The 23174-nt window shown below is 55.1% G+C and carries 38 protein-coding genes and 1 tRNA gene; 10 read left to right on the top strand and 29 right to left on the bottom strand.

What is annotated here, in order from left to right; all coding sequences use genetic code 11:
- Positions 1–27 precede the first annotated feature (27 nt).
- On the bottom strand, positions 28–654 hold the full coding sequence (gene tesA, locus LZU96_RS15315) for a multifunctional acyl-CoA thioesterase I/protease I/lysophospholipase L1 (RefSeq protein ID WP_233985071.1): 627 nt from the start codon (positions 652–654) through the stop codon (positions 28–30).
- Here tesA and ybbA point away from each other — a divergent pair.
- Together ybbA and ybbP are read left to right on the top strand one after the other, a co-directional pair.
- A complete protein-coding gene (ybbA, locus tag LZU96_RS15310) occupies positions 622–1308 on the top strand; it encodes a putative ABC transporter ATP-binding protein YbbA (protein WP_009091595.1) in 687 nt (228 codons plus the stop codon). The genes tesA and ybbA overlap by 33 nt on opposite strands.
- Positions 1305–3722, top strand: a complete 2418-nt coding sequence (gene ybbP / locus LZU96_RS15305; protein WP_233985070.1) for a putative ABC transporter permease subunit YbbP — start codon at positions 1305–1307, stop codon at positions 3720–3722. Before ybbA ends, ybbP begins: the two co-directional genes overlap by 4 nt.
- A 333-nt stretch (positions 3723–4055) precedes the next feature.
- Here ybbP and purK read toward each other — a convergent pair whose 3' ends face one another.
- From purK to ppiB, 4 genes are all read right to left on the bottom strand, one after another.
- A complete protein-coding gene (purK, locus tag LZU96_RS15300) occupies positions 4056–5120 on the bottom strand; it encodes a 5-(carboxyamino)imidazole ribonucleotide synthase (RefSeq protein ID WP_233985069.1) in 1065 nt (354 codons plus the stop codon).
- Complete coding sequence (gene purE / locus LZU96_RS15295) at positions 5117–5626, bottom strand: 5-(carboxyamino)imidazole ribonucleotide mutase (protein ID WP_233985068.1); 510 nt, start codon at positions 5624–5626, stop codon at positions 5117–5119. The genes purK and purE overlap by 4 nt, the downstream gene beginning before the upstream one ends.
- A 130-nt stretch (positions 5627–5756) precedes the next feature.
- Complete coding sequence (gene lpxH, locus LZU96_RS15290; RefSeq protein WP_233985067.1) at positions 5757–6473, bottom strand: UDP-2,3-diacylglucosamine diphosphatase; 717 nt, start codon at positions 6471–6473, stop codon at positions 5757–5759.
- On the bottom strand, positions 6473–6967 hold the full coding sequence (gene ppiB, locus LZU96_RS15285) for a peptidylprolyl isomerase B (RefSeq protein WP_031376072.1): 495 nt from the start codon (positions 6965–6967) through the stop codon (positions 6473–6475). The genes lpxH and ppiB overlap by 1 nt, the downstream gene beginning before the upstream one ends.
- Positions 6968–7179: 212 nt before the next feature.
- Between ppiB and cysS the strand changes: the two genes are divergently transcribed.
- Positions 7180–8565 (top strand): cysteine--tRNA ligase, encoded by a 1386-nt coding sequence (cysS, locus tag LZU96_RS15280; RefSeq protein ID WP_233985066.1) that lies wholly within the window; start codon positions 7180–7182, stop codon positions 8563–8565.
- A gap of 31 nt (positions 8566–8596) precedes the next feature.
- The gene (locus tag LZU96_RS15275; protein ID WP_233985065.1) at positions 8597–9703 is read left to right on the top strand and encodes an AAA family ATPase; all 1107 of its coding nucleotides are present in this window, start codon (positions 8597–8599) and stop codon (positions 9701–9703) included.
- A gap of 27 nt (positions 9704–9730) precedes the next feature.
- Here the strand turns inward: LZU96_RS15275 and ybcJ are convergent, their stop codons facing one another.
- The gene (gene ybcJ / locus LZU96_RS15270; protein ID WP_031376075.1) at positions 9731–9943 is read right to left on the bottom strand and encodes a ribosome-associated protein YbcJ; all 213 of its coding nucleotides are present in this window, start codon (positions 9941–9943) and stop codon (positions 9731–9733) included.
- The gene (gene folD, locus LZU96_RS15265; protein WP_233985064.1) at positions 9944–10810 is read right to left on the bottom strand and encodes a bifunctional methylenetetrahydrofolate dehydrogenase/methenyltetrahydrofolate cyclohydrolase FolD; all 867 of its coding nucleotides are present in this window, start codon (positions 10808–10810) and stop codon (positions 9944–9946) included.
- A gap of 174 nt (positions 10811–10984) precedes the next feature.
- On the opposite strand from folD, the gene LZU96_RS15260 reads away from it, so the two are divergent.
- Positions 10985–11488: a DUF1198 family protein gene (locus tag LZU96_RS15260; protein WP_233985063.1), complete on the top strand. Its 504-nt coding sequence runs from the start codon at positions 10985–10987 to the stop codon at positions 11486–11488.
- 94 nt (positions 11489–11582) lie between these two features.
- Positions 11583–11659, top strand: a tRNA-Arg gene (locus LZU96_RS15255).
- A gap of 15 nt (positions 11660–11674) precedes the next feature.
- Here LZU96_RS15255 and LZU96_RS15250 read toward each other — a convergent pair.
- From LZU96_RS15250 to LZU96_RS23610, 20 genes are all read right to left on the bottom strand, one after another.
- The gene (locus LZU96_RS15250) at positions 11675–12832 is read right to left on the bottom strand and encodes a tyrosine-type recombinase/integrase (protein WP_419149892.1); all 1158 of its coding nucleotides are present in this window, start codon (positions 12830–12832) and stop codon (positions 11675–11677) included.
- Entirely contained in the window at positions 12715–13062 is a 348-nt protein-coding gene (locus LZU96_RS23615) for a helix-turn-helix domain-containing protein (protein ID WP_419149885.1), read from the bottom strand. The genes LZU96_RS15250 and LZU96_RS23615 overlap by 118 nt, the downstream gene beginning before the upstream one ends.
- A gap of 100 nt (positions 13063–13162) precedes the next feature.
- A complete protein-coding gene (locus LZU96_RS15245) occupies positions 13163–13417 on the bottom strand; it encodes a hypothetical protein (protein WP_233985061.1) in 255 nt (84 codons plus the stop codon).
- Between the two features lie 46 nt (positions 13418–13463).
- Positions 13464–14018 carry a hypothetical protein gene (locus tag LZU96_RS15240; RefSeq protein WP_233985060.1) on the bottom strand — a complete coding sequence of 185 codons (555 nt, stop codon included), beginning with the start codon at positions 14016–14018 and terminating at the stop codon, positions 13464–13466.
- Positions 14015–14227 carry a hypothetical protein gene (locus LZU96_RS15235; protein WP_233985059.1) on the bottom strand — a complete coding sequence of 71 codons (213 nt, stop codon included), beginning with the start codon at positions 14225–14227 and terminating at the stop codon, positions 14015–14017. Before LZU96_RS15235 ends, LZU96_RS15240 begins: the two co-directional genes overlap by 4 nt.
- 5 nt (positions 14228–14232) lie before the next feature.
- Positions 14233–14472: a hypothetical protein gene (locus LZU96_RS15230; protein ID WP_233985058.1), complete on the bottom strand. Its 240-nt coding sequence runs from the start codon at positions 14470–14472 to the stop codon at positions 14233–14235.
- A 67-nt stretch (positions 14473–14539) separates the two neighbouring features.
- Positions 14540–14803 (bottom strand): hypothetical protein, encoded by a 264-nt coding sequence (locus LZU96_RS15225; RefSeq protein ID WP_233985057.1) that lies wholly within the window; start codon positions 14801–14803, stop codon positions 14540–14542.
- On the bottom strand, positions 14800–15042 hold the full coding sequence (locus LZU96_RS15220; RefSeq protein ID WP_233985056.1) for a DNA polymerase III subunit theta: 243 nt from the start codon (positions 15040–15042) through the stop codon (positions 14800–14802). Before LZU96_RS15220 ends, LZU96_RS15225 begins: the two co-directional genes overlap by 4 nt.
- A 29-nt stretch (positions 15043–15071) precedes the next feature.
- On the bottom strand, positions 15072–15284 hold the full coding sequence (locus LZU96_RS15215) for a DUF2767 family protein (protein WP_137244750.1): 213 nt from the start codon (positions 15282–15284) through the stop codon (positions 15072–15074).
- A 145-nt stretch (positions 15285–15429) separates the two neighbouring features.
- Entirely contained in the window at positions 15430–15891 is a 462-nt protein-coding gene (locus tag LZU96_RS15210; RefSeq protein WP_233985055.1) for a hypothetical protein, read from the bottom strand.
- Entirely contained in the window at positions 15891–16217 is a 327-nt protein-coding gene (locus LZU96_RS15205) for a hypothetical protein (protein WP_233985054.1), read from the bottom strand. Before LZU96_RS15205 ends, LZU96_RS15210 begins: the two co-directional genes overlap by 1 nt.
- Positions 16214–16510 (bottom strand): hypothetical protein, encoded by a 297-nt coding sequence (locus tag LZU96_RS15200; RefSeq protein ID WP_233985053.1) that lies wholly within the window; start codon positions 16508–16510, stop codon positions 16214–16216. Before LZU96_RS15200 ends, LZU96_RS15205 begins: the two co-directional genes overlap by 4 nt.
- A complete protein-coding gene (locus LZU96_RS15195; protein WP_233985052.1) occupies positions 16510–17007 on the bottom strand; it encodes a hypothetical protein in 498 nt (165 codons plus the stop codon). Before LZU96_RS15195 ends, LZU96_RS15200 begins: the two co-directional genes overlap by 1 nt.
- A gap of 48 nt (positions 17008–17055) precedes the next feature.
- On the bottom strand, positions 17056–17370 hold the full coding sequence (locus LZU96_RS15190) for a zinc-finger-containing protein (protein ID WP_233988164.1): 315 nt from the start codon (positions 17368–17370) through the stop codon (positions 17056–17058).
- Positions 17371–17436: 66 nt separating this feature from the next.
- Positions 17437–17748, bottom strand: coding sequence for a hypothetical protein (locus LZU96_RS15185; protein WP_233985051.1), 312 nt, complete (start codon positions 17746–17748; stop codon positions 17437–17439).
- 22 nt (positions 17749–17770) lie between these two features.
- Positions 17771–18163, bottom strand: a complete 393-nt coding sequence (locus LZU96_RS15180) for a single-stranded DNA-binding protein (RefSeq protein ID WP_233985050.1) — start codon at positions 18161–18163, stop codon at positions 17771–17773.
- Positions 18163–18771, bottom strand: a complete 609-nt coding sequence (locus tag LZU96_RS15175) for an ERF family protein (RefSeq protein ID WP_233985049.1) — start codon at positions 18769–18771, stop codon at positions 18163–18165. The genes LZU96_RS15180 and LZU96_RS15175 overlap by 1 nt, the downstream gene beginning before the upstream one ends.
- Positions 18764–18916 (bottom strand): hypothetical protein, encoded by a 153-nt coding sequence (locus tag LZU96_RS15170; protein ID WP_233985048.1) that lies wholly within the window; start codon positions 18914–18916, stop codon positions 18764–18766. The genes LZU96_RS15175 and LZU96_RS15170 overlap by 8 nt, the downstream gene beginning before the upstream one ends.
- On the bottom strand, positions 18913–19107 hold the full coding sequence (locus tag LZU96_RS15165) for a thioredoxin reductase (protein WP_233985047.1): 195 nt from the start codon (positions 19105–19107) through the stop codon (positions 18913–18915). Before LZU96_RS15165 ends, LZU96_RS15170 begins: the two co-directional genes overlap by 4 nt.
- Before the next feature lie 106 nt (positions 19108–19213).
- Entirely contained in the window at positions 19214–19339 is a 126-nt protein-coding gene (locus LZU96_RS23610; protein WP_411829892.1) for a protease FtsH-inhibitory lysogeny factor CIII, read from the bottom strand.
- A 383-nt stretch (positions 19340–19722) separates the two neighbouring features.
- Between LZU96_RS23610 and LZU96_RS23605 the strand changes: the two genes are divergently transcribed.
- Positions 19723–19944, top strand: coding sequence for an ECs_2282 family putative zinc-binding protein (locus LZU96_RS23605; protein ID WP_419149884.1), 222 nt, complete (start codon positions 19723–19725; stop codon positions 19942–19944).
- Between the two features lie 83 nt (positions 19945–20027).
- Here LZU96_RS23605 and LZU96_RS15155 read toward each other — a convergent pair whose 3' ends face one another.
- The gene (locus tag LZU96_RS15155; protein WP_143789000.1) at positions 20028–20270 is read right to left on the bottom strand and encodes a transcriptional regulator; all 243 of its coding nucleotides are present in this window, start codon (positions 20268–20270) and stop codon (positions 20028–20030) included.
- Positions 20271–20902: 632 nt separating this feature from the next.
- Positions 20903–21592: a LexA family transcriptional regulator gene (locus tag LZU96_RS15150; protein ID WP_233985045.1), complete on the bottom strand. Its 690-nt coding sequence runs from the start codon at positions 21590–21592 to the stop codon at positions 20903–20905.
- A 41-nt stretch (positions 21593–21633) separates the two neighbouring features.
- On the opposite strand from LZU96_RS15150, the gene LZU96_RS15145 reads away from it, so the two are divergent.
- The 3 genes from LZU96_RS15145 to LZU96_RS15135 all read left to right on the top strand — a co-directional run bounded on the left by LZU96_RS15145 (position 21634) and on the right by LZU96_RS15135 (position 23135).
- Positions 21634–21849 (top strand): helix-turn-helix domain-containing protein, encoded by a 216-nt coding sequence (locus LZU96_RS15145; RefSeq protein WP_033782058.1) that lies wholly within the window; start codon positions 21634–21636, stop codon positions 21847–21849.
- A gap of 112 nt (positions 21850–21961) precedes the next feature.
- Complete coding sequence (locus LZU96_RS15140; protein ID WP_233985044.1) at positions 21962–22258, top strand: CII family transcriptional regulator; 297 nt, start codon at positions 21962–21964, stop codon at positions 22256–22258.
- A 37-nt stretch (positions 22259–22295) separates the two neighbouring features.
- Positions 22296–23135 (top strand): ParB/RepB/Spo0J family partition protein, encoded by an 840-nt coding sequence (locus tag LZU96_RS15135; protein ID WP_233985043.1) that lies wholly within the window; start codon positions 22296–22298, stop codon positions 23133–23135.
- The last annotated feature ends 39 nt before the right edge of the window (positions 23136–23174 follow it).

Genomic DNA, 23174 nt, shown 5'->3' with positions numbered 1-23174 from the left:
TTTACCCTTTTTGCACGCCTGTTCGCGCTACGGCTGCTTAACTAAGGGAGCCAGCTCTTTTGCCATCAGCTGCGCAATAAAAGATTGCGCATCCGGATTGGGATGAATACCGTCCTGCTGCATCCACTCCGGCTTCAGATAGACCTGCTCCATGAAAAAGGGCACCAGCGGAATATTGTACTGCTGCGCTAAATCAGGATAGATACCGCTGAACGCCTCGGTATAGCGGCGTCCGTAATTGGCCGGCAGCCGAATCTGCATCAGCAGCGGCTTCGCGTTGGCGGCTTTAACATCGTCGATCACTTTACGCAGATTTTGCGCGATATCAGCGGGCGGGAAACCACGCAGACCGTCGTTACCGCCCAATTCGATTAACACCCATTGCGGCTGATGCTGCTTTAATAGCGCCGGCAAACGCGCCAGTCCTTGTGCGGCGGTATCGCCGCTGATGCTGGCGTTGATCACTCTGGGCTGCTGTTGCCACTGCTTATCCAGCAGGCTCGGCCAGGCCGCAGTCGCAGACATCCGGTATCCGGCGCTCAGGCTGTCGCCCAGTACCATCAGGGTGTCAGCGGCGGCAAAACGCGACACCAGCAAAAGAATCAATAACAGGAAGGGATAATGCCAGCGGAAAACATTGTTGAAGTTCATCATCTTACTAAATCCGTCGGTCAGGGAGAGCATCAGTTAACCATCCTTACCGGAGTTGAGTTAGTTGTCAAACCAGCCGAGACCATCGCGCTGATCGGCGAGTCGGGCTCCGGTAAGTCAACCCTGCTGGGGATTCTGGCCGGGCTGGACGATGGTAGCAGCGGTGAGGTTCATCTGCTGGGCCAGCCGCTGCACCAGATGAATGAAGAGCAGCGTGCGGCGTTACGCGCTCGCCAGGTCGGGTTTGTCTTTCAGTCTTTTATGCTGGTGCCGACCCTGAATGCGCTGGAAAATGTGCAACTGCCGTCGCTGCTGCGGGGTGACAGCGATCGTCAGAGCCGCGAGCAGGCGCGGGAACTGTTGACGCTGCTCGGGCTGGGTGAGCGTCTGCACCATCTGCCGGCGCAGCTTTCCGGCGGCGAGCAGCAGCGTGTGGCGCTGGCGCGTGCCTTCAGTGGCCGTCCAGGCCTGCTGTTTGCCGATGAGCCGACCGGCAATCTTGACCGCAAAACCGGCGATCGCATCGCCGACCTGCTGTTTTCGCTGAACCGCGATTTTGCCACCACCCTGATTCTGGTCACCCACGATGAGCAACTGGCGGCGCGCTGCGATCGTCGCCTGCGGCTGCGTGACGGTAAATTATGGGAGGAGCAATGATCTGGCGCTGGTTCTGGCGCGAGTGGCGCTCGCCCTCGCTGTTAATTGTCTGGCTGGCGTTGACGCTGGCGGTGGCCTGCGTGCTGGCGCTGGGGTCGATCAGCGATCGGATGGAGAAAGGCCTCAGCCAGCAGAGCCGTGATTTTATGGCGGGCGACCGGACGCTGCGCAGCAGTGATACGGCGCCGGAGGCGTGGCTGGAGAAAGCGCGGGAAACCGGGTTGACGGTCAGCCGGCAGCTAACCTTTATGACCATGACCTTTGCCGATCAGACGCCGCAGCTGGCAGCCGTGAAGGCGGTGGATGATCGCTATCCGATGTTTGGCACGTTGCAGACCCAACCCGCGGATCTGAAGCCGCAGGCGGGCACCGCGCTGGCGGCACCGCGGCTGATGGCGTTGCTCAATCTCAAGGTCGGCGATCTGCTTGAGGTGGGCGATACTCAGCTACGGATTGCCGGTGAAGTGATTCAGGAGCCGGACGGCGGTTTTAACCCGTTTGAGATGGCACCGCGGCTGCTGATCAACCTGGCGGACGCGGCAAAAACCGGAGCGATTCAGCCCGGCAGCCGTATCAGCTGGCGCTACAAATTTTCCGGTAACCCGGAGCAGCTGGCGCGTTATGACCGCTGGATAGAGCCGCAGATCAAAGCTGACCAGCGCTGGATCAGCGTGGAAAACTCAGAGGATGCGCTGGGACGTTCGATGCAGCGGGCACAACAGTTCCTGCTGTTATCTGCGCTGCTGACCCTGATGCTGGCGATTGCCGCGGTGGCAGTGGCCATGAGCCACTATTGCCGCAGTCGCTACGATCTGGTGGCGGTGCTGAAGACGCTGGGGGCCACTCAGGGGGCGTTGCAGAAGTTGATTATCGGTCAGTGGCTGGCGGTGCTGCTGCTGGCGGCGATAGCAGGCAGCCTGCTGGGCCAGGCGGTTGAAGCGGTACTGATGGCGATGCTGAAACCGGTGCTGCCGGCCAGCTTACCGGCGGCCAGCGTCTGGCCGTGGGTCTGGGCGGTTGGCTCGCTGTTCGTTATCTCGCTGCTGGTGGGGCTGCGGCCTTATCGCCTGCTGCTGGCGACGCAGCCGTTGCGGGTGCTGCGGCGTGATGCGGTCGCTAACCTGTGGCCGCTGAAAATCTATATTCCGCTGATGGCTGCGGTGGTGGTGGGGCTGCTGGCGCTGCTGGTAGGCGGCAGTAAAATGCTGTGGGCGCTGCTGGCAGGCGTGGTGGTGCTGGCCGGACTGCTGTCGTTGCTGGGCTGGGGCACGCTGCTGCTGCTGCGTCGGCTGGTGGTGCGCAACCTGGCATTACGGCTGGCGATCAACCGCCTGCTGCGTCAGCCGGGCATCACGCTGAGTCAGCTCTCCGCCTTTTCGCTGTCGTTTATGCTGCTGGCGCTGCTGCTGGTGATGCGTGGCGATCTGCTGGATCGCTGGCAGCAGCAGCTACCGGCCGACAGTCCGAACTTCTTCCTGCTGAATATGACGGCGGATCAGGTGCCGCAGGTGCGCGATTTCCTGCAGTCTCATCAGATCAAACCCGAAACCTTCTACCCGATAGCGCGGGTGCGGCTCAGCGAACTCAATGGCAAACCGGCCGATCCGACGCGGGATAACGCTCTCAACCGTGAACTTAACCTCACCGCGCTGGCGGAGCGGCCGGATCATAATCCGCTGGTTGCCGGTCGCTGGCCGCCGAAAGCGGGCGAGGTCTCGATGGAGGCGGAGCTGGCGAATCGCTTAGGGCTGAAACTCGGTGATACCCTGACCTTTGATGGCGATACGCAAAAATTCAGCGCCAGAATCACCAGCCTGCGTAAAGTGGACTGGGAGAGCCTGAAGCCGAATTTCTTCTTTATCTTCCCGCCGGGCGCGCTGGATAGCCAGCCGCAGACCTGGCTCACCAGCTTCCGTATGGAGGCCAATCCGGCATTACTGGCGGAGCTGAACCGTAGCTTCCCGGCGCTGAGTCTGCTGGATATCGGCAGTATCATGCGGCAGATCGGCCAGGTGCTGGCGCAGGTCAGTCAGGCGCTGGAGATTATGGTGATCCTGGTGACCGCCTGCGGCGTGCTGCTGTTGCTGGCGCAGATTCAGGTCGGGATGCGTCAGCGGCGTCAGGAACTGGTGGTGTACCGGACGCTGGGCGCCAGTAAACGGCTGCTGCGCACCACCTTATGGTGCGAGTTTGCCCTGCTTGGCGTGGTTTCCGGGGTCGCCGCGGCGATTGGCGCGGAAGCGGCGCTGTGGGGATTGCAGCGCAAGATCTTTGATTTTCCGTGGCAGCCTGACTGGACGCTGTGGCTGGCGTTACCGCTGTGCGGCGCGTTGTTGTTGTCGCTGTGCGGGGGCTGGCTTGGCGTGCGGTTACTGAAAGGCAAAGCGCTGTTCAGGAAGTTTGATGCGGCATGATGCGGCATAAGGAAGGGCTGAGTTTAATCCTCCTCCAGATCGCATGTCGTCAGCATCCGGTCGTCTTCCCGATCGCAGCCAGAACCAGCAAGCGGGTAACGGGAAACGCAGAGCAAAGCGTCACGCCGCCTGGATAAGAACGCCGCAACGCATTGGCCCGGCAACGGGCGCACCTCAGGGATGAGGTGCGCAGTGGTGCGTGGCGGGCTGGCAGGGATGCCGTTTTTGCGTTTTTGCGATCGTTTCCCGTGACCGGCGTCTGCCTCTGACTTACCGGGAACTGCGCCATCGCGCTCAGCCGCCTGATAAAGCCATCAGCAGGCGGTGCGGAGATTACAGTTTCTCAACCGCCCAGGCGATACCGCTGGCGTACTCTTCCGGTAGCTGTGGCACCAGCGCGTTAAGGGCCGCCCTGAGCCGCGCGGTATCACCGTCGGTCAGGTTAAGATGCCCGACCTTACGGCCCGGACGCACCTCTTTGTCATACCAGTGCAGATGCACCAGCGGCTGCTGCAACCAGTCAATGTTCACGGCGGTGCCAATCAGATTGACCATCACCGACGGCGCAAACACCACCGGCTGTGGCAACGGCAGCCCCAGAATTGCCCGCAGATGCAGTTCAAACTGGCTGATCGAGGCGCCATTCTGCGTCCAGTGACCGCTGTTGTGAACGCGCGGCGCCAGTTCATTAATCAGCAGACCGTCCGGCGTGACAAAACACTCCATCGCCATTACGCCGACGTAGTTCAGTTCCTGCATGATGGCGCTCAGCATCGCTTCCGCCTGCTGCTGCCGGGCCTGATCCGCCACCGGCCACGCCACGCTGGTGCGCAGAATGCCATCCTGATGCAGGTTGTGGGTCAGCGGATAGAACACCGTGCCACCATCGTGACCGCGCGCACCGACCAGCGACACTTCGCCGGAGAAATTAATTCCCTGTTCGACGATGCATTCGCCATAGCACTCTTCCGGCAACGCATCGGTTTCACCGGCGCGCAGACGCCACTGGCCGCGACCGTCATAGCCGCCGGTGCGGCGTTTCACAATCGCCAGTTCGCCGAGCGAGTCAAACACTGACGGCCATTCGCTTTGGTCGGCCAGCAACTGCCAAGGCGCAGTCGCAAGATGGAGCTGATCCAGCAGCTGTTTCTGAGTAAAGCGATCGGCCAGACGCGGAAAAATCTCGCGGTTCACAAACGCCGGGTGGCTCGCCAGTTCACGCGTCAGCGCGGTTTCCGGCCAGCGCTCGATTTCGGCGGTGATGACGCTGTCGGCCATCGGCAGGGCAGCCGGATCGGCATCCAGACCCACCGGATAGACCGCAATCCCCAGCGGTTCACCCGCCTGACGCAGCATACGGCCTAACTGACCGTTACCGAGTACGCAAACCGGCTTCATGCGTCCTCCCGCGGATCGGGATGATTCAGCACCTCATCGGTCTGGCTCTGACGCCAGTTCGCCAACCGTGATGCCAGCGCGCCGTCGTGAATTGCCAGAATCTGCGCCGCCAGCAGTGCGGCATTGGCGGCACCAGCTTTGCCGATCGCCAGCGTACCGACCGGAATCCCGCGCGGCATCTGCACAATCGAATAGAGGCTATCGACGCCGCTCAGCGCGGCGCTCTGTACCGGCACGCCCAGTACCGGCAGCAGGGTTTTAGCCGCCAGCATACCCGGCAGATGTGCCGCGCCACCCGCGCCAGCAATAATGACCTGAAAACCCTGGTCAGCAGCGGTTTCGGCAAAGCTGAACAGTTTATCTGGCGTACGGTGTGCGGAGACCACTTCAACATGGAAGGGCACGTCCAGGCTGGTAAGGATTTCTGCAGTGAACTGCATGGTGGACCAGTCACTTTTAGAACCCATAACAATCGCGATGCGGGCCGGGGCGGCGTTGGATGACATGCGGTCAACTCCTGTGAATGAACAAACAGACCTGGCCGGGCGGACAGGTTTTGAAGGGCACAGAGAATAGCATGAGAAGCGAGCAAGGAAAACGGTTGCGTCGGGCGAAAGGGGCGGATTTTCCCGACGATTAAAAGTCGAAATCGATCAGCTGAATGCCGCTGGCGTCGAGCTGAATCATCGATCCCCGGCTGTGCCAGGCACCCAGTACCGCGCGCTGCGCGGTTTCATCCTGTAGCGTCAGCTGATGAATGGCCGGACGGTGGGTATGGCCGTGGATCAGCAGACGTACCTGCTGGCGCAGCATAGTGGCGGTCACCGCCTCGTGGTTCACATCCATGATGGAGATGGATTTATGCTGATTGGCCTGTTTGCTGTCGGCACGCATCCGGGCGGCGATGCGTTTACGCAGCGACAGTGGCAGCGCAAGAAACAGCCGCTGAATCCACCGGTTATGGACTTTAGCGCGAAAACGCAGATAGCCGGCGTCGTCGGTGCAGAGCGTATCGCCGTGCATGATCAGCAGGCGGTGGCCGTAGAGCGTCAGCACCTGTTCTTCAGGCAGCAGCGTCATCCCGCTGGCGCGGGCGAAGCGCTGACCGATCAGGAAATCGCGATTGCCGTGAATAAAGTAGATCGGAACGGAGAGGGCGCGCAGGGCGCTGGCGACCTGCTGATGCAGCGGATTCGGATCGTCGTCACCAATCCAGGCTTCAAACAGATCGCCAAGAATATAGAGCGCGTCGCAGTGTGGCGCTTCGCGCTGTAAAAAATGCAGAAAACCGGCGGTGATCGCCGGTTCTTCCTGACACAGATGGAGGTCTGCGATAAACAGGGTACGCGACATTACTCGCTGACGGTCACTTTCTGGATGATCACGTCATCTTTCGGCACATCCTGGTGCATGCCGCTGCGGCCAGTAGAAACGCCCTTGATTTTCTCGACCACATCCATGCCTTCAACCACTTCGGCGAATACACAATAACCCCAGCCCTGGACGCTTTCGTCACGGAAGTTCAGGAAGTCATTGTCAGCCACGTTGATGAAAAACTGTGCGGTCGCAGAGTGCGGCGCAGAGGTACGTGCCATGGCCAGCGTACCTTTGGTGTTTTTCAGGCCATTGTTGGCTTCGTTCTGGATTTCATCTTTGGTGGCTTTCTGCTTCATGCCCGGCTCGAAGCCGCCGCCCTGAATCATAAAACCATTGATCACCCGGTGGAAAATGGTGTTGTCGTAGAAACCTTCACGGCAGTAATCCAGGAAGTTCTTTACGGTTGCCGGCGCTTTATCATCGAAGGTTTTGATTACGATATCGCCATGGTTCGTCTGGAAAGTTACCATTATTGTCGTCCTGTAAAGGTTGTCGTCAGTTGCTGAGGCCGCTTTATCGGTTGGCGTGCCTCTTTTTGTCGACCGTTCTTATATCATAATTTCTGATGACGCGTCAGCAGCGCGGCGCAGTTGGCTTGCTTTGCGTCGCGCGAGCGATAAAAATACGGCACAATGTCTGGATACTTAAAAGTGTCAACCACACGCCAATACGGAACCGTTCAATGCTTAAGATTTATAACACCCTGAGTCGACAGAAAGAGGAATTCAGACCCATTCATGCCGGTAAAATCGGGATGTATGTTTGCGGCATCACGGTGTATGACCTCTGTCACATTGGTCATGGGCGGACGTTCGTGGCGTTTGACGTGGTGGCACGCTATCTGCGTTACCTCGGCTACCAGCTGGACTACGTGCGTAACATCACCGACATCGACGATAAAATTATCAAGCGTGCCAATGAAAACGGCGAGAGCATCGAAACCCTGACCAACCGGATGATTGGTGAGATGCACAACGATTTCGCTGCGCTGGGCATTCTGCCGCCCGATCAGGAGCCACGCGCCACGCGCCACATCGCTGAGATCATTGAGCTGGTGGAAACACTGATCGCTCGCGGTCACGCTTATGTGGCGGACAATGGCGACGTGATGTTTGATGTGCTTAGCGATACCGATTACGGCGCGCTGTCCCGTCAGGATCTGGAGCAGCTGCAGGCGGGCGCGCGGGTTGAAGTCGCCGACGTGAAGCGCAACCCGATGGACTTCGTGCTGTGGAAAATGTCCAAAGCGGATGAGCCAGCCTGGTCATCGCCGTGGGGCAATGGTCGTCCCGGCTGGCACATCGAGTGCTCGGCAATGAACTGCAAACAGCTCGGCACCCATTTCGATATCCACGGCGGCGGCTCCGATCTGATGTTCCCGCACCATGAAAACGAGATCGCTCAGTCGAGCTGCGCCCATGACGGCCCTTACGTCAACTACTGGATGCACTCCGGCATGGTGATGGTTGACCGCGAGAAGATGTCGAAATCGCTTGGCAACTTCTTCACGGTGCGTGATGTGCTGCAACATTATGATGCTGAAACCGTGCGTTACTTCCTGATGTCCGGTCACTATCGCAGCCAGCTGAACTACGGCGAAGATAACCTGAATCAGGCGCGTGCGGCGCTGGAGCGTCTTTACACCGCGCTGCGCCACACCGACAGCAGCGTACCTGCCCAGGGCGGCGAAGCGTTTGAAACACGTTTCCGCACCGCCATGGATGATGACTTCAACACGCCGGAAGCCTATTCGGTGCTGTTTGATATGGCGCGTGAAGTCAATCGCCTGAAAAGTGAAGATCGTGACGCAGCGAATGGCCTGGCGGCGAAGCTGCGTGAAATCGCCAACGTGCTGGGCATCCTGCAACAGGACCCGGAGCAGTTCCTGCAAAGTGGCGCGCAGGTGAATGATGAAGAAGTCGCAGAGATTGAACATTGGGTGAAAGCGCGTGCCGATGCGCGTGCCGCCAAAGACTGGGCGCAGGCGGATATCGCCCGCGACAAGCTCAACGCGCTCGGCGTGATCGTTGAAGATGGACCGCAGGGGTCCAGCTGGCGCCGCAAATAAACCGGAGAGGGCGAGCAATCGCCCTTTTTTTATGGCGATTGAACAGATTCAGATACGCGGCTTTCGATCGATTCGTGATCTGACGCTGCCGCTGCAGCAGCTCAATGTGGTCAGCGGCCCTAACGGCTGCGGTAAATCCAACCTCTATAAAGCGGTGCGGCTGCTGCATGAGGCGGCCAGCGGGCGTCTGGCGCTGGCGCTGGCTGACGAAGGCGGCATTCAGAAAGCGATGTGGGCCGGTGGCTTACGCCGGGGCGATCGCCGACACGATCCAAAGCGGCTGGAGCTGGCGGTGGTGATGGAGGATATGGATTACCAGCTGGAGATTGGCTTTCCCGAACCGCTGGTCACCAGCCTGTTCAATCTCGATCCGTTGGTGAAGCAGGAGCGACTCTGGCTGAGCGGTCAGCAGCGCCGTCCTTCCGCCTGCATTATGCAGCGCGAAAATCAGACCGCCTTTCTGCACAACGTTGAGGGCGAACGCGTCGCTTATCCGGCGGTGCTGCATCCCGAAGAGTCGCTGTTCGGTCAGCTTGGCGAACCGCATCGCTATCCGGAGCTTTCGCAGCTGCGTGAACGTCTGCAGCAGTGGCGTTTCTATCATGAGTTCGCGGTCTGGCCTGGCTCACCGATACGTGCGCCGCAGATTGGCGTCCGGGCCCCGGTGCTGGCGCATGACGGCAGTAATCTGGCGGCGGCGTGGGCGACCATTGTGGAGCGCGGCCATTCAGAGCTGTTGTTTGAGGTGATGGCGCAGGCCTTTCCCGACAGCCAGTTTGAGGTGGAGGTCCAGAACGGTCGTTTTCAGATGCTGATGTCGCGACGTGGCATTCTGCGCCCGCTGGAAAGCGCTGAGTTTTCTGACGGTACGCTACGGTTTCTCTGTCTGGTGGTGGCGCTGCTCAGCCCGCGTCCACCCGCCTTTATGGCGCTGAATGAGCCGGAGAACAGCCTGCATGAAGATCTGCTGCCGGCGCTGGCACGCTTAATCGCTGAAGCCAGTGAGTTCAGTCAGCTCTGGATCACCAGCCATTCGCCCCTGCTCGCGACGTTGATTGCGCAGCACACGGCGGTGAATCATATTGCGCTGGAACAGCGGGAAGGGGAGACGCGGGTGAAGGGGGAGACGTTGTTGTAACAGCGTCCCCGCAGGGACGCCGGAGGTTTACGCGACCACAGTAATGCGGAAACCTGAAAATTCTACGGTCTGACCGGCTACGATTTTGCAGCGTTTACGCGTTTCCACCGCGCCATCGACCTTCACTTCACCCTCGGCAATCACGACTTTAGCCTGTGCGCCGCTCTGAACCCAGCCTTCCAGTTTCAGCAGATCACACAGATCGACGTGCGGGAATTTTCCCAGCGAAAAAGTTGCCATTTATTCTACCTCTCCATCATGAAACTCTTCACACGCCTGCAGCGTGTTTTGAATCAGGGTTGCAACGGTCATCGGTCCGACACCGCCTGGTACCGGCGTGATATAGGCCGCGCGCTGTGACGCGGAATCAAAATCGACGTCGCCAACCACTTTGCCGCTTTCCAGCCGGTTAATGCCGACATCAATCACAATAGCGCCCGGCTTAATCCAGTCGCCCGGAATAAAGCCCGGTTTACCGACCGCAACCACCAGCAGATCGGCATGTTCAACGTGATGACGCAGATCTTTGGTAAAACGGTGGGTAACGGTGGTGGTACAGCCCGCCAGCAGCAGTTCCATACTCATTGGCCGGCCAACGATGTTGGACGCGCCAACCACCACGGCGTTCAGGCCGTAGGTGTCGATGTTGTAGCGTTCCAGCAACGTCACGATACCGCGCGGGGTGCAGGGACGCAGTTTTGGCGCACGCTGGCACAGGCGACCGACGTTATACGGGTGGAAGCCATCGACATCTTTATCGGGCGTGATGCGCTCCAGCACTTTGACGTTGTCGATGCCGGCGGGCAGCGGCAGCTGCACCAGAATGCCATCAATGTCGTTGTCCTGATTGAGCTGGTCGATCAGCTCCAGCAGCTCCGCTTCGCGGGTGGTGGCGGGCAGATCGTAGGAGCGGGAGAGGAAACCGACCTCTTCACAGGCGCGGCGTTTGCTGGCCACATAAATCTGCGATGCCGGGTTTTCACCCACCAGAACCACTGCCAGACCCGGCGCACGTTTGCCGGCCGCCAGACGCTGCTTCACTTTTTCCGCAACCTCAAGGCGCACCTGCTGCGCAATCGTTTTACCGTCCATAATTTTTGCTGCCATCAGAGAGGAAATCCACTGTGTTGTGTTGAATCGGGGGAAGGGGGCTATTTTGTCAGAAGCGTGGCGCGCTGTCAGTTACAGTTTCAGACGCGTACGCGCTTTCCGGCTTTTTCGTCGCGACGAGTGCCGGCCTGCATGCGTATGATATCTGCAGGACAATCAGGGGACGATGTAATGATTTGGATAATGCTTGCTACTCTGGCGGTGGTGTTTGTCGCTGGATTTCAGCTGCTCACCGCTGGCTCACGTCACGCCGCTCAGCGGCTCAGCAAACGGCTGCAGCTGCCACCGGTACAGGTGGAATCAATGATCTCTATGATGGGGAAAGAGGCGGCGAAAGAGTTTACCGACTATCTCAGCAACGATAATGAAACGCATCTGCATAATGGCGCAGCGGTACTGCTGATCTGGCAGGTGTTGATTGTGGACGGCAGCGAGGAGAACAGCCAGCGCTGGCATGCGATTCTCAGTCGTGCCGGTTTTCCACCGCTTATTAGCCGCCAGCAGCTGCTGCTCGCGCTGGGCTTTCTGCGCCAGCTGGAGCCGGACATCCCGGCGCTACATGCACTTCGTGAGCAATACAATGCGCGTTTCACATCACAAGGGATTGAGCTGGAAGGAGAATTTACCGACAACAGTAAACTCGTGTCGCTCAGCGAATGGCGCAGGCGTCACTGACGCCAATTGGTCATTACCGCAGCAGTTCGCTGCGGAGAAACGGCAAAAACGTTGACGTACCCGCTTCCCGACGTATAATCCGTGCCATCTCCATGCGCCCTTAGCTCAGTTGGATAGAGCACCGGCCTTCTAAGCCGTAGGTCACAGGTTCGAATCCTGTAGGGCGTACCAATACCTTTCAATTACTTACGCCAGCTTCAATCCTACCTGATTATCTCCTTGTGTCGTATTTGTGTCGCTCTCACCCAAAAGTGAGTCAATTTTGCGCGCATGCTCGGTCAGGTGGTTAGGTGCAAGGTGAGCATACCGGCGCACCATTTCAATGCTTTCCCACCCACCCATTTCCTGCAGCGCAGACAACGGCACGCCAGACTGGATTAACCAGCTTGCCCAGGTGTGCCTTAGGTCATGAAAGCGAAAGTCTTCTATCCCTGCCGCTTTTAGACCGATATTCCACGCCGTGTTATCATCACTGCGCATTTTCCTGCCTGCCGGTGCCAGCGTTCCGTCGCTGCGATGCTTCGCCTTGGTGTGTACGAACACACAGCGTGAATGCTTCCCTATCTGTCCCTTCAGCACTTTGCATGCCGTATCATTCAGAGCCACGCCAATAGCCTTGCCCGCTTTGGCGTTCTCCGGATTAATCCAAGCAACCTTCCTTTGCATATCAACCTGCGTCCATTCCAGATCCAGAATATTTGAACGACGAAGCCCGGTAGCCAGCGCGAATATCACCACCGGCTTAATGCTTTCCGGCATGCATTCAATCAGCCGGTTTGCTTCCTCTCGGGTTAGCCAGCGGATGCGCTTGCTGACTGGCTTCTTTGTTTTGATAACCGGCGCGGTCTTTATCCAGCCCCATTCATTTGCTGCTGCGCGTAACAGCGATCGCATAAATGAAAGGTAATGGCTCTTTGTTCCCGCGCTGACTGGCTTGTCCTTGTATGGCGGCGCCGGCTTTTCATCCCTGATTGCAGTGTCGCGCTGTATCTCCCACTTCCTGCGGTGGTTGCGGTTTATCATCCTGCTCACAATCTTCTGCACTTCCTCGCCGGTAATGGTGGCGATATCGCGTCCGGCGAAGTGCTTGAGAAAGAATTCAATCTTAACCTTGTCATCATCAAGGCTTCGCTTGTGCTCCTTCTCATCCAGCCACCGCATGCAGGCCTCTTCGAATGACCTCTGCGGCAAATCCCCTAACTCCTCTACCCGCCAGGCTTCTGACTTCAGCCTGTCGTGCAACTCCTGCGCTTGCTTTTTGTCCGCTGTCCCAAGCGATCGCCTAACTCTTTTGCCATTCGGGGTAAAGAAATGACAGTGCCATACTCCTCCCCTGAGGGTGATTGACATGATGGACCTCCAGTTGTGCCATCACCCATGCTCGCCGGGCGATTTTGAGTTGGATTTGAAAGATAAGCAATACAGGCTGATCGCAGCACTAGGTACTTGCCGGTATCTCCACCCGTCCGCCGACCAACCAGATCGCCGCGGTTAATGAGATTGCTCACTGTTCGGGAAGACACTTTCAGAAAGCAGGCGGCCTCGGCGAGCGTCAGCGCCTCATCGTTTTCCATATCTACTCCTTATACGGCCAGTTCCAGACCAGCACGATGCAAATAAAAACGACGAGCCACAGAGTGAACTCGCCGGGGGAGATGTCGCTGATGGTGTTCATCAGTCAAAGAACCGGATGGTGTAAGCTTTTCCCCAGCCAACACCAGAGCAGACAACTCCATTTACCTGCGATCCGGATTGGGTCGTTGCGGTGAATCCGGTGTGATAGAAATCCTCTTTCCCACAACCAAACCATGAATAACCGGTCTGCTTTACGTCCTTGTAACCGTTCTGAGCCAGAACCTTGCTAGCCCCGTCCGGGTCCGTGCAGGCGGATAACAGAAACACGAAAGCGGCACAGGCAAAAATGCGCATAACAACTCCTCACGCAGAGCGCGATAGTGAATAGGGTGGGTGGGGGTTACTTCAGGGTGATGTGGGGGATTTTTCCAGCGGCGATTGCGTCGTATGCCTTTCGATAATCTTCCATTCTTGCCTCGCTTACCGGTCCGTCCTGATGATTCCAGTTAATGGCATAAAAGAGGGCGACACCAACCTCCTCACGCTTGCGCTCGGCTTCGTTGCGGCGTGGCCTGAAATCTATTTGCGGCGCGAAAAATACAACCTCTTCGCCGTTAACATCAGCGATTAGGTTTTCTTTTCCTGATGCGATAACGGTACAGATTTGCCAGAATTGATTTGCTGCTTGTCGCACCATGTATTCGCACTCAGTCCCAACCGGCGGCAGGCCTTCACCATTCCATTCCGGCTGTTGCAATGCGGAAAAGGCTGATTCATATTGCTCCAATGTGACTTCCTGAAAGGAGCCATCTGTGAACCATTGATTTCCCGGGTTGGCGGTGAAGCTCAAGCTATGTTTTTTCATAAATTCCCTAAGGTTAAGCACATCATTGGTGGATGAAGGCCATCCGCCATGCTTAGGTAACTCCTGCACTAACAAATCAATCAGCTTCATGCCACGCTCCTCTGGCTATGCGCCCGCAAGTATTTCTCATGGTCTTCTCTGCATTCGGCGTCACAGTAGTGACCCTTGTCGATCGGCTCCTCGCACCAGTTGCATTCACCGGTGTAAACCATGTTGGGCTTAGGCCGGTTAGCAAGGGCAATCTCAATCATCTGCTGCTCGCGTTCTGCTGCTTCATCCAAAATATCGGCATGGCTCATGGGTTTTACTCCTTGATATTGGCAATCATCTGATCAATGTAATCATCAACTTCAGCTGCATCGCCCGTCGCATCCTGAAGTACTGAAACCAGCTCATCGTCGGACATAGAGAGCGCAGAAAGAATCTCAAGGATGCAGTTGCCAGCAATATATAGTTCGCGCTGGTCAGAACAATCAGCAAAGCAACCTTTCACCGCGGAAATGAGGTTAGCGCGTAGCTCTTTCGGGTAGTCGGTGTTAATCATTTCGGTTTCCTATAGGCAATAAAAAACCCCGCCGTGGCGAGGTTCCATTGTTGATCGATAAATAAATCTAAGTGTACTTAATGCCGTGATGCTTACATGCGATCTCAATAAACTTCCTTGAGATATCCTGTGTCATCCACGTTTTTTCAGCCAGATGCCAAACCCAATGCAAAATCCTTTCTGCTGTTGCGCACTCATTTAATGGAACACCATATTCGTATGCAACGTTGATAAGAATGTGGTCGCCATCAATTTTAACCTGCTGTGAAAGCAACTGGTCTTTCTTCATCCAGGCAGGCATTCCTTGCTCGTGATCGTCTGATTCAATCATTTTCCTTCTTCCTTCTGATAAATCGGGTCAGTCCCGCGCGGATAGTTTAGCGCAACGTTCCTGTAATGCTGCAATCTCTGGCTGAAATACTCCTTCAGCGCTTCCGGCTGCTGCATCTCCACTTCATGCGGGATAACAGGCTGATTCATACGCTCCTTGTATGCAACTCCTGACGCGGCTAAATCAACGTTAATCCTGTCGCGTTCTTCTCTGCTGCGTGCTGCTAAGTTGTGTGACATGGCGATGTCCTCCTGTGGGGAGTATATCGCTATTTCTTCGAAAGCTGCTCTAAAGCTAGCTCTAAAGCGATGGTGTAATCGCTGGCATATTCCTGCATGAGGTCCAGCAGCATCTGAAGCTGATACACCAACTGCTCTCTGTCGGTCTCAGCATCGTTTTCGGCAAGCATAAAGCAAAGCTGGCCGACAATACGGCAGGCTTCCTGATAGACACTCTCGGACAGTTCATCGTAATCAGACATAGCGACACCTAACAGTCAGGGCGTGCGCTTTATATAATCACAAATGGTGCCGAAGTGAAGTTGTTAATAGGTCACAAAAAAGAAGGTAAAGACCGCGAGAAGGAACAGAGATACAACCATTACTATGCACGCAGCCTCGAATGGCTCAGGCTTCCTCACTTTCCCTTTCCTCGATATTTTTTAAAACCTCATCGCGACATGCATTCCAGCCGGCACTTTTACCAGCATCAAAAGCGCCTTTAGCTCCGTGGTACACGAATGCTCCTAGAATTTCATCCGGCACCAGCTCTGCAAGGCCGGAGGCAGGTGAGGCATCATCGTGCAGCTTAGTGATAAGCTCTTCAAGCAGCTTTCCTGTTTCTGTTTTCGTACAATGCTCTGCCCATTCACGCTCAGATAACAGGCCGATCACCTCTTTAACGTCGCTGACTATCGCCTCCGCTGCTTCTGCGCGCTGCTCCAGCGCCCGGAATGCTACGGCAATGGTGAGGATGTTTTCGTACCAGTCTTGGGCGATAATTTCGTTCTCTGCTTCCACGACGTCAGCCGTGTACTCTGAGTGCCGCGCCCTTTTAACCAAATCAACTAATTCATTCAGCTTTTTCATTATTCCTGCACCTCATAGCCAAGTTCATTAAGCATTTGCGTAACGACTGCTTTGTGCAGCCATTTCCCGCCTTTACTATCGCGACGCATAACCGGTGCCGCTTTATCAAAAAGATCGCCAATCCCCGGGCTGAAACCTTTTGGCAGCTTAACCGGCTGCGCTGTCAGGGCGGCCAGCGCGATTTCTGCCGTCTGTAACTCCAGCTGATACCTGGTCAGATCGAACTGGCCTGGCATGTGATTTTCAAGGCGCGCGATATGCTCGGCTTTAAGCCGGACTTCTTCCTGACAGTATTCAATCAGCGCCTGTTCCTGCTCTTCGGTCATGATGGCTCTCCTGCTCGGAGTTGGGCGGCATTGATCGCTTCGCGAACTACCGGCCTGTAGTAGTGATGGAATGCCATGGTCAGCCCCAACTTTGTTGCGGACTGATTCTTTTCGCTGAGCAGCCCCAGTCGCATGCAGATGGTTGTTGCTGTCCATCCTGAGTGATACCCGGCAGCACGCTTCATCACTGTTTCTGCAAGGATAGTGCGGTAGTCATCCCGGCCGAAATTGGTATTCTCAAACGCTTTTGCAATGACCTCATCGGTCAGGTGCTTATCGCAGACAATAGCCATCACTCACCATCCTTACCGGCGCGGAGTTGGGCGGCGAAATCCTCAGCTCGGCATGCTGTAATGCGGTGGCTGCGCTGCTCGTCACCCGATAATGAATCCGCAATCACGCGCTGCTGATGTGCGAATGATTCCACACCCTCAGCCCGCAAGTTATTGCGCTCTGCATCAAGCTCCGGACCGACGCGAATCACACGATCAACCAGTCGCTGCACCCAGCGGTTTATCGAGAAATTAAATTCTTCTTTCGATTCAGGGAGAGCAACTCCCATAACCGCTAAGGCTGTCTCAATGTTTTTGGGAATGAATACGCTATCCCACTCCAGTTGCTTTACCTTTGCTTCCAGGGCGGCGATTTGCATATCGCGCCAGCCCAACTCAGCGGCAATGTCTGACTTTGAATGAAGTTGCTCTGCTGTCATAGCCATTACGTGATTGCCGTAGTGATTTCCGGCTCTGTCCATCTCAAGTAAGTCACGTTTTGAATAATGCTTTTTCATCTCTTACCCCTTATGCCGCTGGCAGGCTAACTGCCGCGGCGAAAATAGTTAGCCTTTAAATTCGGCACAAGCGGTCACGACCCGTTCACACGTATCTACGTCGAACATGCCGATATGGCAGTTTTTGAACGGGATGCTCAGTCGCTTACTTAGCCACTCATAAGCACCTCGCCGGGACTTTCTTCCTGACTTCCATATGGGGTCGAAAGCTGCGTGAGCTGCGCTCTTGGCCTTTCGCAGCTCTGCATTTGCGAGCCGACCCAGCGGAACTGCGTTTGATCGCTTATGACATCCAACCCATGCGGCGCAGGGTGGGCACTTCCAGAATTGCAGCCCCGCGAGGTCGGGCCGATTCGGGTACATATCCTTCCCGCTCACAAGCGCAGCATCCTTACCGCAATAGTCACAAATCACACTCACTTGCTCTCCTTAGTCGCCGTGATAGCGGCGTGCTGCCCATTCCGGATAGGCAGGGTTGGTATCTCTGACCGGCATGTCATGCTTGCTGTGCCGGTTGCGCTCAATGGCTTCCTGATGCTCGACGTACTTCGTCAGACGCCGCTCCGTGGCCTCCTGCACCCATTCCTTTGTCTGCTCAGTGGTCCGTACTGATAGCGACACCCTCACGCCTTTCTTCGCCAGAATCTGCTGCTGTGCGTCCTGCATCGCTAACATCCATCTGCGCTGTGATTCCGTTTCATCAGGGCGTGCAGAGTCCGCCGAAGGTTCGGTGATGGTCATGAGGGTGCCTTATTAGTGGGTGTTAGAAGGGGATCGAATTATCGTATTGAGGTTCGGTAGATTGACCATGCGACTGCTGCGGCCGACTCTGTTGCTGACCGCTCTGCTTTGGCGGAAGGTCGATATCCCGCACGAGAATCGTTGGCGTAGAAACCTTTGTGCCGTCGTCTTTCGTCCACTCCTCAAGCACAAACTCGCCGGTCACTGTGACCTTTGCACCTTTCAGAATGCTGGCCGACAGCTTCTCTGCCATAGCCCCGAACATCTTGCATTGCAGCCAGGATGTTTTCTCGTTGTCACCAAATCCGGACTTGGCCGGCAGAGAGAACGACGCGATGTGCTTTCCGTTTGGTGTGACACGCAGAACGGCATCCTTGCCGACATTACCTGCGATTGTGATCGTGTTGATTGGCATTATGCTGTGGCTCCTTCAAGCTCTGATTTGCGAATTTCATAGACTTCCTGAGCTTTAGCCTGCTCAGGCTTGCCGTCCAGCATCTGCCAGGCTTTAGCAAATGCGGTTTTCAGCTCAGGAATAGTTGATTTAAGATGCGCCGCCTCGGTGAATGCCTTCAGAACTTCTTCTGGCGACATGGATGGCTTCTGAGGCTGCTGCTTTGCATTGTTCTGCTGGTTCTTGTGCTCGTCCGTGTCAGCATCTTTTGAATCATCAATGCCGAACAGGCCATTCAGGCAGTATTTGCGGGCGTAGGAGCTGGTAGCGCCAGTAATCTGCGCGTCATCCATGCCTTTCTTATCGACGGCTTCACGGGCCATTGCAGAGGCGCTGTGTGTGGTCTCGCCATCGGTTATCGTCGCCGTAGCTTTGACGTAATAGCGATCGCCAATCAAAACGATTTCGTCCGAGATGGACAGGAACAGGCCATTAAGCAGCGGCTTCACACCCTCAAGGATGTCTTCGCAGCTGCGGTAGTGATACTTGCCAAAGCTATTGTACTGGCCCTTCGGCGCGTTCAAAGTGCGCTGTATCTCTGCCAGCCTGACGTAGAATTCCTTACTCATAGGCAACTCCCATTCTGCTTGCCTGCTGCTCCGTACGGTAATCAGCCGCCGCATCCATTGCAGCCTGCTGTGGCGTCATCTCATCAAGCACTGGCTCTAAGATGGCCTTCATCATTTCGATGAAATAGATACCCGGATCAATCATGCTGCGTGCTCCTGGTGAATTGTGTAGCCCTGCTCTGTGAGCCACTCCATGACGTCTTTGATATCAAGCTGGTTAAGCACCTGCCTGCCACTGAAGTCGAGCAGAGAGACCTCATCTGCCTCGATAATCATCATGCCAGGGCGATATCCGGCGCGCGTCTTAAGCTCGCCACATTCAATCTTCATTTTCATTTCAGCGCCCTGCGCAGTAACTGCATCGCCATATCCCATTTGGCACGGTCACCAAACAGATGAGCCTCTCTTGAAAGCTCCTGAGCCTTCGTGAAGTAACGTGATTTCATGACTGAACTCCTTTGCGGATGGAGATGAACAGGCTGCGAAGGCGACGTGCAATGCGTTCTAGCTGGGATTCAAAGTCGAAAGGGCAGCCCAATGCCGCCCCTGCCGTTGCATAAGCTGGCATGGGATACCTCGTGATAAATTTGGTTGGTGTAAAAAGAAGGGGCCATTGCGGCCCCCATAAGGTGTGTTACGTTCTGGTTATCTATCCTGCTGAAATCTCAGCGTTGGTGCGTAGCAGCTCAAAGCCGTCTACACAGGCGGCTTTACGGTGTCACTCAATTCACTGCTATAAACCCCAGCACCATCAACACACCAATAGCTATCCAGCCGATAATCCATTCAGCGTTGCTCATGGAACCTCCAATAAAAAAGGCTGCGGGTTAGGCAGCCTGATTGATGTAAGTGCCGGGATATTTATCCACGCCCGGCGCGTGTCCCTGCCATTCCCCAACAGCAAGAATTCGTTTAATCTTTAAGCTCCCCAACAGTAGAAAGGATGTGTTCATGCAGACCATGAAGACCGTTTGTCCTGATTGCGGTAGCGAGATGTTCAAGAGGCCCGACGATTTTGATTTTGACAGCAATTTCGTTGACGTTTTCTGTGCTGATTGTGGTAGAGAAATCACCAGGAGCGATGTTGTCAATCAGGCTACGGATGTGGCTAAAAAACAGGTTGACGATATGCTGAGGAATACCCTCAAAGGAACTGGCTGGAAATTCAAGTAACTTAGCAATCTCATTCACCTGACTTTCCGCCTTACTGGCGTCTATACGAATCTCAATAGGCGCTATTTTTTTCTCAGTCATAACTACCTCGCCGTTACGATGTCTTTTGAGTTGCGATAGCCAGCTGCAAAAATAGCTATCTCCGGTAAGCACTGTGATGTGCTCTCATGCCTGTCACGCAGAGAAGGGGAGATAACTGCTTTCTCTACTCTCTGGTTGCAGCTGGATAAGGTGCTGACGATGCGGCGCTCGAAACCCTGCTGTTGCAGCTTCATGGCCCGATGCTCTACTGCGCGTTGCAGTTTCTTGCGTTGCTTGTTGTTCATCTTGCCTCCGGTAATTGGCTTAGGTGGTGTGATGGCTGGCGTCGAAAGTGCCAGCTTCCGTGGAGGTCTTATTGTCAGGCTGCCGGGAGCGGCCGCTGTACCTGACCATAACCCGTCGTATTTTCTCGGCGACAATTCCCACGGTATTGAAACCGCTACCTTTAGCGCATCGACCTGCGCATTCATCACACCCCAAAGCCAACTTCACTTTGGTGAGACCGAATCAGTCTCAATCTCTATTGTTAAAGAACCCGCCACTCCGTTCCCTGTGGCCTGCCAGCGTCCTGCTGATGGGATAAACAATAGCATTGCGTATTATCCATAGCAATACGTATTAGTAAAAAAGTAATAGCTAAACGCATAAACCAATGATGCGCAAAAGAAAAAAATTAGTTATTTGGGTAATTTTGAGAGTGATTTCGGAGCGGTAAGAAAAAAAGGGTAAGCGTTAGCTTGATTTATGGAAGGATGTGTTTCACTATGAAAACACTGTTTGGATAAACAGTAGTTAACTGGGGCGATCAACCTAAATTGTTGAATCTAATATAAAATGGGAGGGGGTATGGCAACGGCTTTGCTTAGGAATAGGCAAGGAGGGTATATTGAATACACCCCCCTAAAAAAGAGGAAGATTACTTTTTGCGTTTTAGATCGCGAAGCAGGAACACGACCACGCCAACAACGGAGGAGTCTAAGGCAGGAGACAAAGGCACTCGCTCGTCATCAACTGACAGATAGCCTGTTGTGCCGCCATCAACGAACTTGTAGACGGAGTATGATCCGTTAACGAGAGCATAGACAAGATCGCCATTACCAGGCTTCTCAGCTGTATCTACGACCACCACAGTACCCGCAGGCGCCTCGAAACAACCGCTGTTCCTTTCGAGCACGAATGCGCGGCATGTATCACTCTCTACCGAGACAGGTACGTAAACATAATCAGTAGTTTGATGATTATCTCTGTCAAAAATCGGTACCGGGAAAACACCACCCAATTTCATTTCATTAGACGGCGGCTGAGGATAAGTCATCTTCTCTTCAGTCGTCATCTGGCCGTCACCATTTGCCAGCCACTCAACGCTAACTGACAACGCACGCGCTATATCCACAAGGCGTGTTGACCCTTTGGCTTCACCTTTAACAAGGCGCCAAATCGTTGGTTGAGCAACGCCAGTCGCTTTAGCTAAAGCTCCCTGTGACATTCCTCGTTCTTGCATGGCCGTAGCCAATCGTTCTGCGAGAGTTTTATTCATACCCGGCAATTTATAACTAGGCGTATTACGCGTCAAATGCGGAAAGCTATTGCTTTCACCGATACTCATTGCTATTATTCTCATTGTGATAATACGTAAAGGAATTGCACATGACCAACAAAGCTATCCAACGAGCTGTAAACATCGCTGGCAGCCAGCAGAAGTTAGCTGCCCTGTGCGGCGTAAAGCAGCCAACTGTTTGGCGATGGCTTCACGGCGGCGGCATTGATGCCAAATACGTGATGGCAATTGCCAAAGCCACGCAGGGCAAAGTTAAACCTCACGAGATTCGACCTGACCTGGCAGAACTCTTAGCAGCTTCTTAAGCAACACCGCTCTTTATCAATCAGACCGGAGGCTGTTTCGGCCCCCAAAACTCAAGTGACTTGCTCACCGCAATGTCACGCAATTACTTAACCAACAAAGGAATTTTACATCATGGAAATTGCAAGCTATCGCAAAAAAGCGAGAGAGATTGAAAGCCAGTTACTGAACAAACTGGCTGAACGTGGACAGGGAACACTGGCGAAGGTACTCGACCTGGACGACGCAGCTGTAAGCCGTATGAAACGTCCATCAGGAAAGCAGCGTCACAGCTTCTTCCAGATGATGAGTCTGGCACTGGCGTATCTGGATGTTGTTTCACCTGAATCAGAAATGGCGCAGCGGTTGTTGCGCATAGAGCAGTTACTGACAAAAGAAAAGGCCCCGAGCGCTGGAACGCTAGAGGCCTGATGCACGAATCATACTGGATCAACGTACAGGAGTAATTATGAGTTCTTTATTATCGCTTTACAAGGCAAAAGAGAAAAACGGCACGGAAACAACGGTCAAGAAAACCTTTCTGGTACCGCTGGCAGAGCTTTACGTCGAGCCGGGTTACAACGTGCGCGAAATCGACCAGGAGCACGTCGCTGAATTTCGTGATGCATTCATTGCTGGTGAGTTTGTGCCACCACTGGCGGTTCAGGTTACAGAGCAGGGCATCAAGATTATCGACGGTCACCACCGGTACTATGGCGCGAAAATGGCGTCTGAAGCCGGGCATGAAATACCACGCCTTGAGTGCAAAGACTTCTCAGGTTCCGAAGCTGATCGCATCGCATTCATGGTCACCAGTTCACAGGGTAAGGCTCTGTCTCCTCTGGAACGTGCGGCGGCATATCAGCGCCTGCTGAATCAGGGCTGGACACCTGCTGAGATTGCCAAAAAGGTTAAGCGATCACCAGCTGATGTGGATCAGCATCTTCAGTTGCTGGAGTGTGGAGAGAGCCTAATCGCAATGGTTAAGGCGGGCGAAGTAGCCCCCACTACCGCTGTTGCTTTATCACGTGAGCACGGCCCGAAAGCAGACGCTGTTGCACAGGCGCAAATGCAGAAGGCCAAAGCCGCAGGTAAAACCAAACTGACGCGATCAGCGGCCATTCCTCAGTTCAGCGCATCAAAGGCACGCCGCCTGGCTGAATTGCTGGTTGATGCAGAGTTTTATCGGAATGGTGGTTTCGACAGCCTGATTCTCGCTCATGGCACCACTGAAGAGATAAAGCGGATTCTCGCTGATTATCGCTCTGGCATTACTTCTGACGGGGGCGGCGATGAATCTTGCGCATGACAACGTATCACCAATCAGGCCCGCTCTCAGGGCCGTGGA

Source organism: Pantoea agglomerans (assembly GCF_021397715.1).
Lineage (GTDB): Bacteria > Pseudomonadota > Gammaproteobacteria > Enterobacterales > Enterobacteriaceae > Pantoea > Pantoea astica.
This window is presented reverse-complemented; position numbering and strand designations above follow the sequence as displayed.

Bases quoted from the DNA above. Each gene is read 5' to 3' on its own strand.
- folD (WP_233985064.1), bottom strand. From the start codon at position 10,810: ATGGCAGCAAAAATTATGGACGGTAAAACGATTGCGCAGCAGGTGCGC.
- LZU96_RS15205 (WP_233985054.1), bottom strand. From the start codon at position 16,217: ATGACCGAAGAGCAGGAACAGGCGCTGATTGAATACTGTCAGGAAGAA.
- LZU96_RS15135 (WP_233985043.1), top strand. From the start codon at position 22,296: ATGAGTTCTTTATTATCGCTTTACAAGGCAAAAGAGAAAAACGGCACG.
- LZU96_RS15260 (WP_233985063.1), top strand. From the start codon at position 10,985: ATGATTTGGATAATGCTTGCTACTCTGGCGGTGGTGTTTGTCGCTGGA.
- ybcJ (WP_031376075.1), bottom strand. From the start codon at position 9,943: ATGGCAACTTTTTCGCTGGGAAAATTCCCGCACGTCGATCTGTGTGAT.
- tesA (WP_233985071.1), bottom strand. From the start codon at position 654: ATGATGAACTTCAACAATGTTTTCCGCTGGCATTATCCCTTCCTGTTA.
- ppiB (WP_031376072.1), bottom strand. From the start codon at position 6,967: ATGGTAACTTTCCAGACGAACCATGGCGATATCGTAATCAAAACCTTC.
- LZU96_RS23615 (WP_419149885.1), bottom strand. From the start codon at position 13,062: ATGGAAAACGATGAGGCGCTGACGCTCGCCGAGGCCGCCTGCTTTCTG.
- LZU96_RS15235 (WP_233985059.1), bottom strand. From the start codon at position 14,227: ATGAGCCATGCCGATATTTTGGATGAAGCAGCAGAACGCGAGCAGCAG.
- LZU96_RS15140 (WP_233985044.1), top strand. From the start codon at position 21,962: ATGGAAATTGCAAGCTATCGCAAAAAAGCGAGAGAGATTGAAAGCCAG.
- lpxH (WP_233985067.1), bottom strand. From the start codon at position 6,473: ATGTCGCGTACCCTGTTTATCGCAGACCTCCATCTGTGTCAGGAAGAA.
- ybbA (WP_009091595.1), top strand. From the start codon at position 622: ATGCCAGCGGAAAACATTGTTGAAGTTCATCATCTTACTAAATCCGTC.
- cysS (WP_233985066.1), top strand. From the start codon at position 7,180: ATGCTTAAGATTTATAACACCCTGAGTCGACAGAAAGAGGAATTCAGA.
- LZU96_RS15150 (WP_233985045.1), bottom strand. From the start codon at position 21,592: ATGAGTATCGGTGAAAGCAATAGCTTTCCGCATTTGACGCGTAATACG.
- ybbP (WP_233985070.1), top strand. From the start codon at position 1,305: ATGATCTGGCGCTGGTTCTGGCGCGAGTGGCGCTCGCCCTCGCTGTTA.
- LZU96_RS15275 (WP_233985065.1), top strand. From the start codon at position 8,597: ATGGCGATTGAACAGATTCAGATACGCGGCTTTCGATCGATTCGTGAT.
- LZU96_RS23610 (WP_411829892.1), bottom strand. From the start codon at position 19,339: ATGCCAGCTTATGCAACGGCAGGGGCGGCATTGGGCTGCCCTTTCGAC.
- LZU96_RS15230 (WP_233985058.1), bottom strand. From the start codon at position 14,472: ATGATTAACACCGACTACCCGAAAGAGCTACGCGCTAACCTCATTTCC.
- LZU96_RS23605 (WP_419149884.1), top strand. From the start codon at position 19,723: ATGCAGACCATGAAGACCGTTTGTCCTGATTGCGGTAGCGAGATGTTC.
- LZU96_RS15225 (WP_233985057.1), bottom strand. From the start codon at position 14,803: ATGATTGAATCAGACGATCACGAGCAAGGAATGCCTGCCTGGATGAAG.
- LZU96_RS15220 (WP_233985056.1), bottom strand. From the start codon at position 15,042: ATGTCACACAACTTAGCAGCACGCAGCAGAGAAGAACGCGACAGGATT.
- LZU96_RS15155 (WP_143789000.1), bottom strand. From the start codon at position 20,270: ATGAACAACAAGCAACGCAAGAAACTGCAACGCGCAGTAGAGCATCGG.
- LZU96_RS15145 (WP_033782058.1), top strand. From the start codon at position 21,634: ATGACCAACAAAGCTATCCAACGAGCTGTAAACATCGCTGGCAGCCAG.
- LZU96_RS15240 (WP_233985060.1), bottom strand. From the start codon at position 14,018: ATGAAGCTGATTGATTTGTTAGTGCAGGAGTTACCTAAGCATGGCGGA.
- LZU96_RS15210 (WP_233985055.1), bottom strand. From the start codon at position 15,891: ATGAAAAAGCTGAATGAATTAGTTGATTTGGTTAAAAGGGCGCGGCAC.
- purK (WP_233985069.1), bottom strand. From the start codon at position 5,120: ATGAAGCCGGTTTGCGTACTCGGTAACGGTCAGTTAGGCCGTATGCTG.
- purE (WP_233985068.1), bottom strand. From the start codon at position 5,626: ATGTCATCCAACGCCGCCCCGGCCCGCATCGCGATTGTTATGGGTTCT.
- LZU96_RS15170 (WP_233985048.1), bottom strand. From the start codon at position 18,916: ATGATTGATCCGGGTATCTATTTCATCGAAATGATGAAGGCCATCTTA.
- LZU96_RS15180 (WP_233985050.1), bottom strand. From the start codon at position 18,163: ATGCCAATCAACACGATCACAATCGCAGGTAATGTCGGCAAGGATGCC.
- LZU96_RS15200 (WP_233985053.1), bottom strand. From the start codon at position 16,510: ATGGCTATTGTCTGCGATAAGCACCTGACCGATGAGGTCATTGCAAAA.
- LZU96_RS15175 (WP_233985049.1), bottom strand. From the start codon at position 18,771: ATGAGTAAGGAATTCTACGTCAGGCTGGCAGAGATACAGCGCACTTTG.
- LZU96_RS15245 (WP_233985061.1), bottom strand. From the start codon at position 13,417: ATGCGCATTTTTGCCTGTGCCGCTTTCGTGTTTCTGTTATCCGCCTGC.
- LZU96_RS15215 (WP_137244750.1), bottom strand. From the start codon at position 15,284: ATGTCTGATTACGATGAACTGTCCGAGAGTGTCTATCAGGAAGCCTGC.
- LZU96_RS15195 (WP_233985052.1), bottom strand. From the start codon at position 17,007: ATGAAAAAGCATTATTCAAAACGTGACTTACTTGAGATGGACAGAGCC.
- LZU96_RS15190 (WP_233988164.1), bottom strand. From the start codon at position 17,370: ATGTACCCGAATCGGCCCGACCTCGCGGGGCTGCAATTCTGGAAGTGC.
- LZU96_RS15165 (WP_233985047.1), bottom strand. From the start codon at position 19,107: ATGAAAATGAAGATTGAATGTGGCGAGCTTAAGACGCGCGCCGGATAT.
- LZU96_RS15185 (WP_233985051.1), bottom strand. From the start codon at position 17,748: ATGACCATCACCGAACCTTCGGCGGACTCTGCACGCCCTGATGAAACG.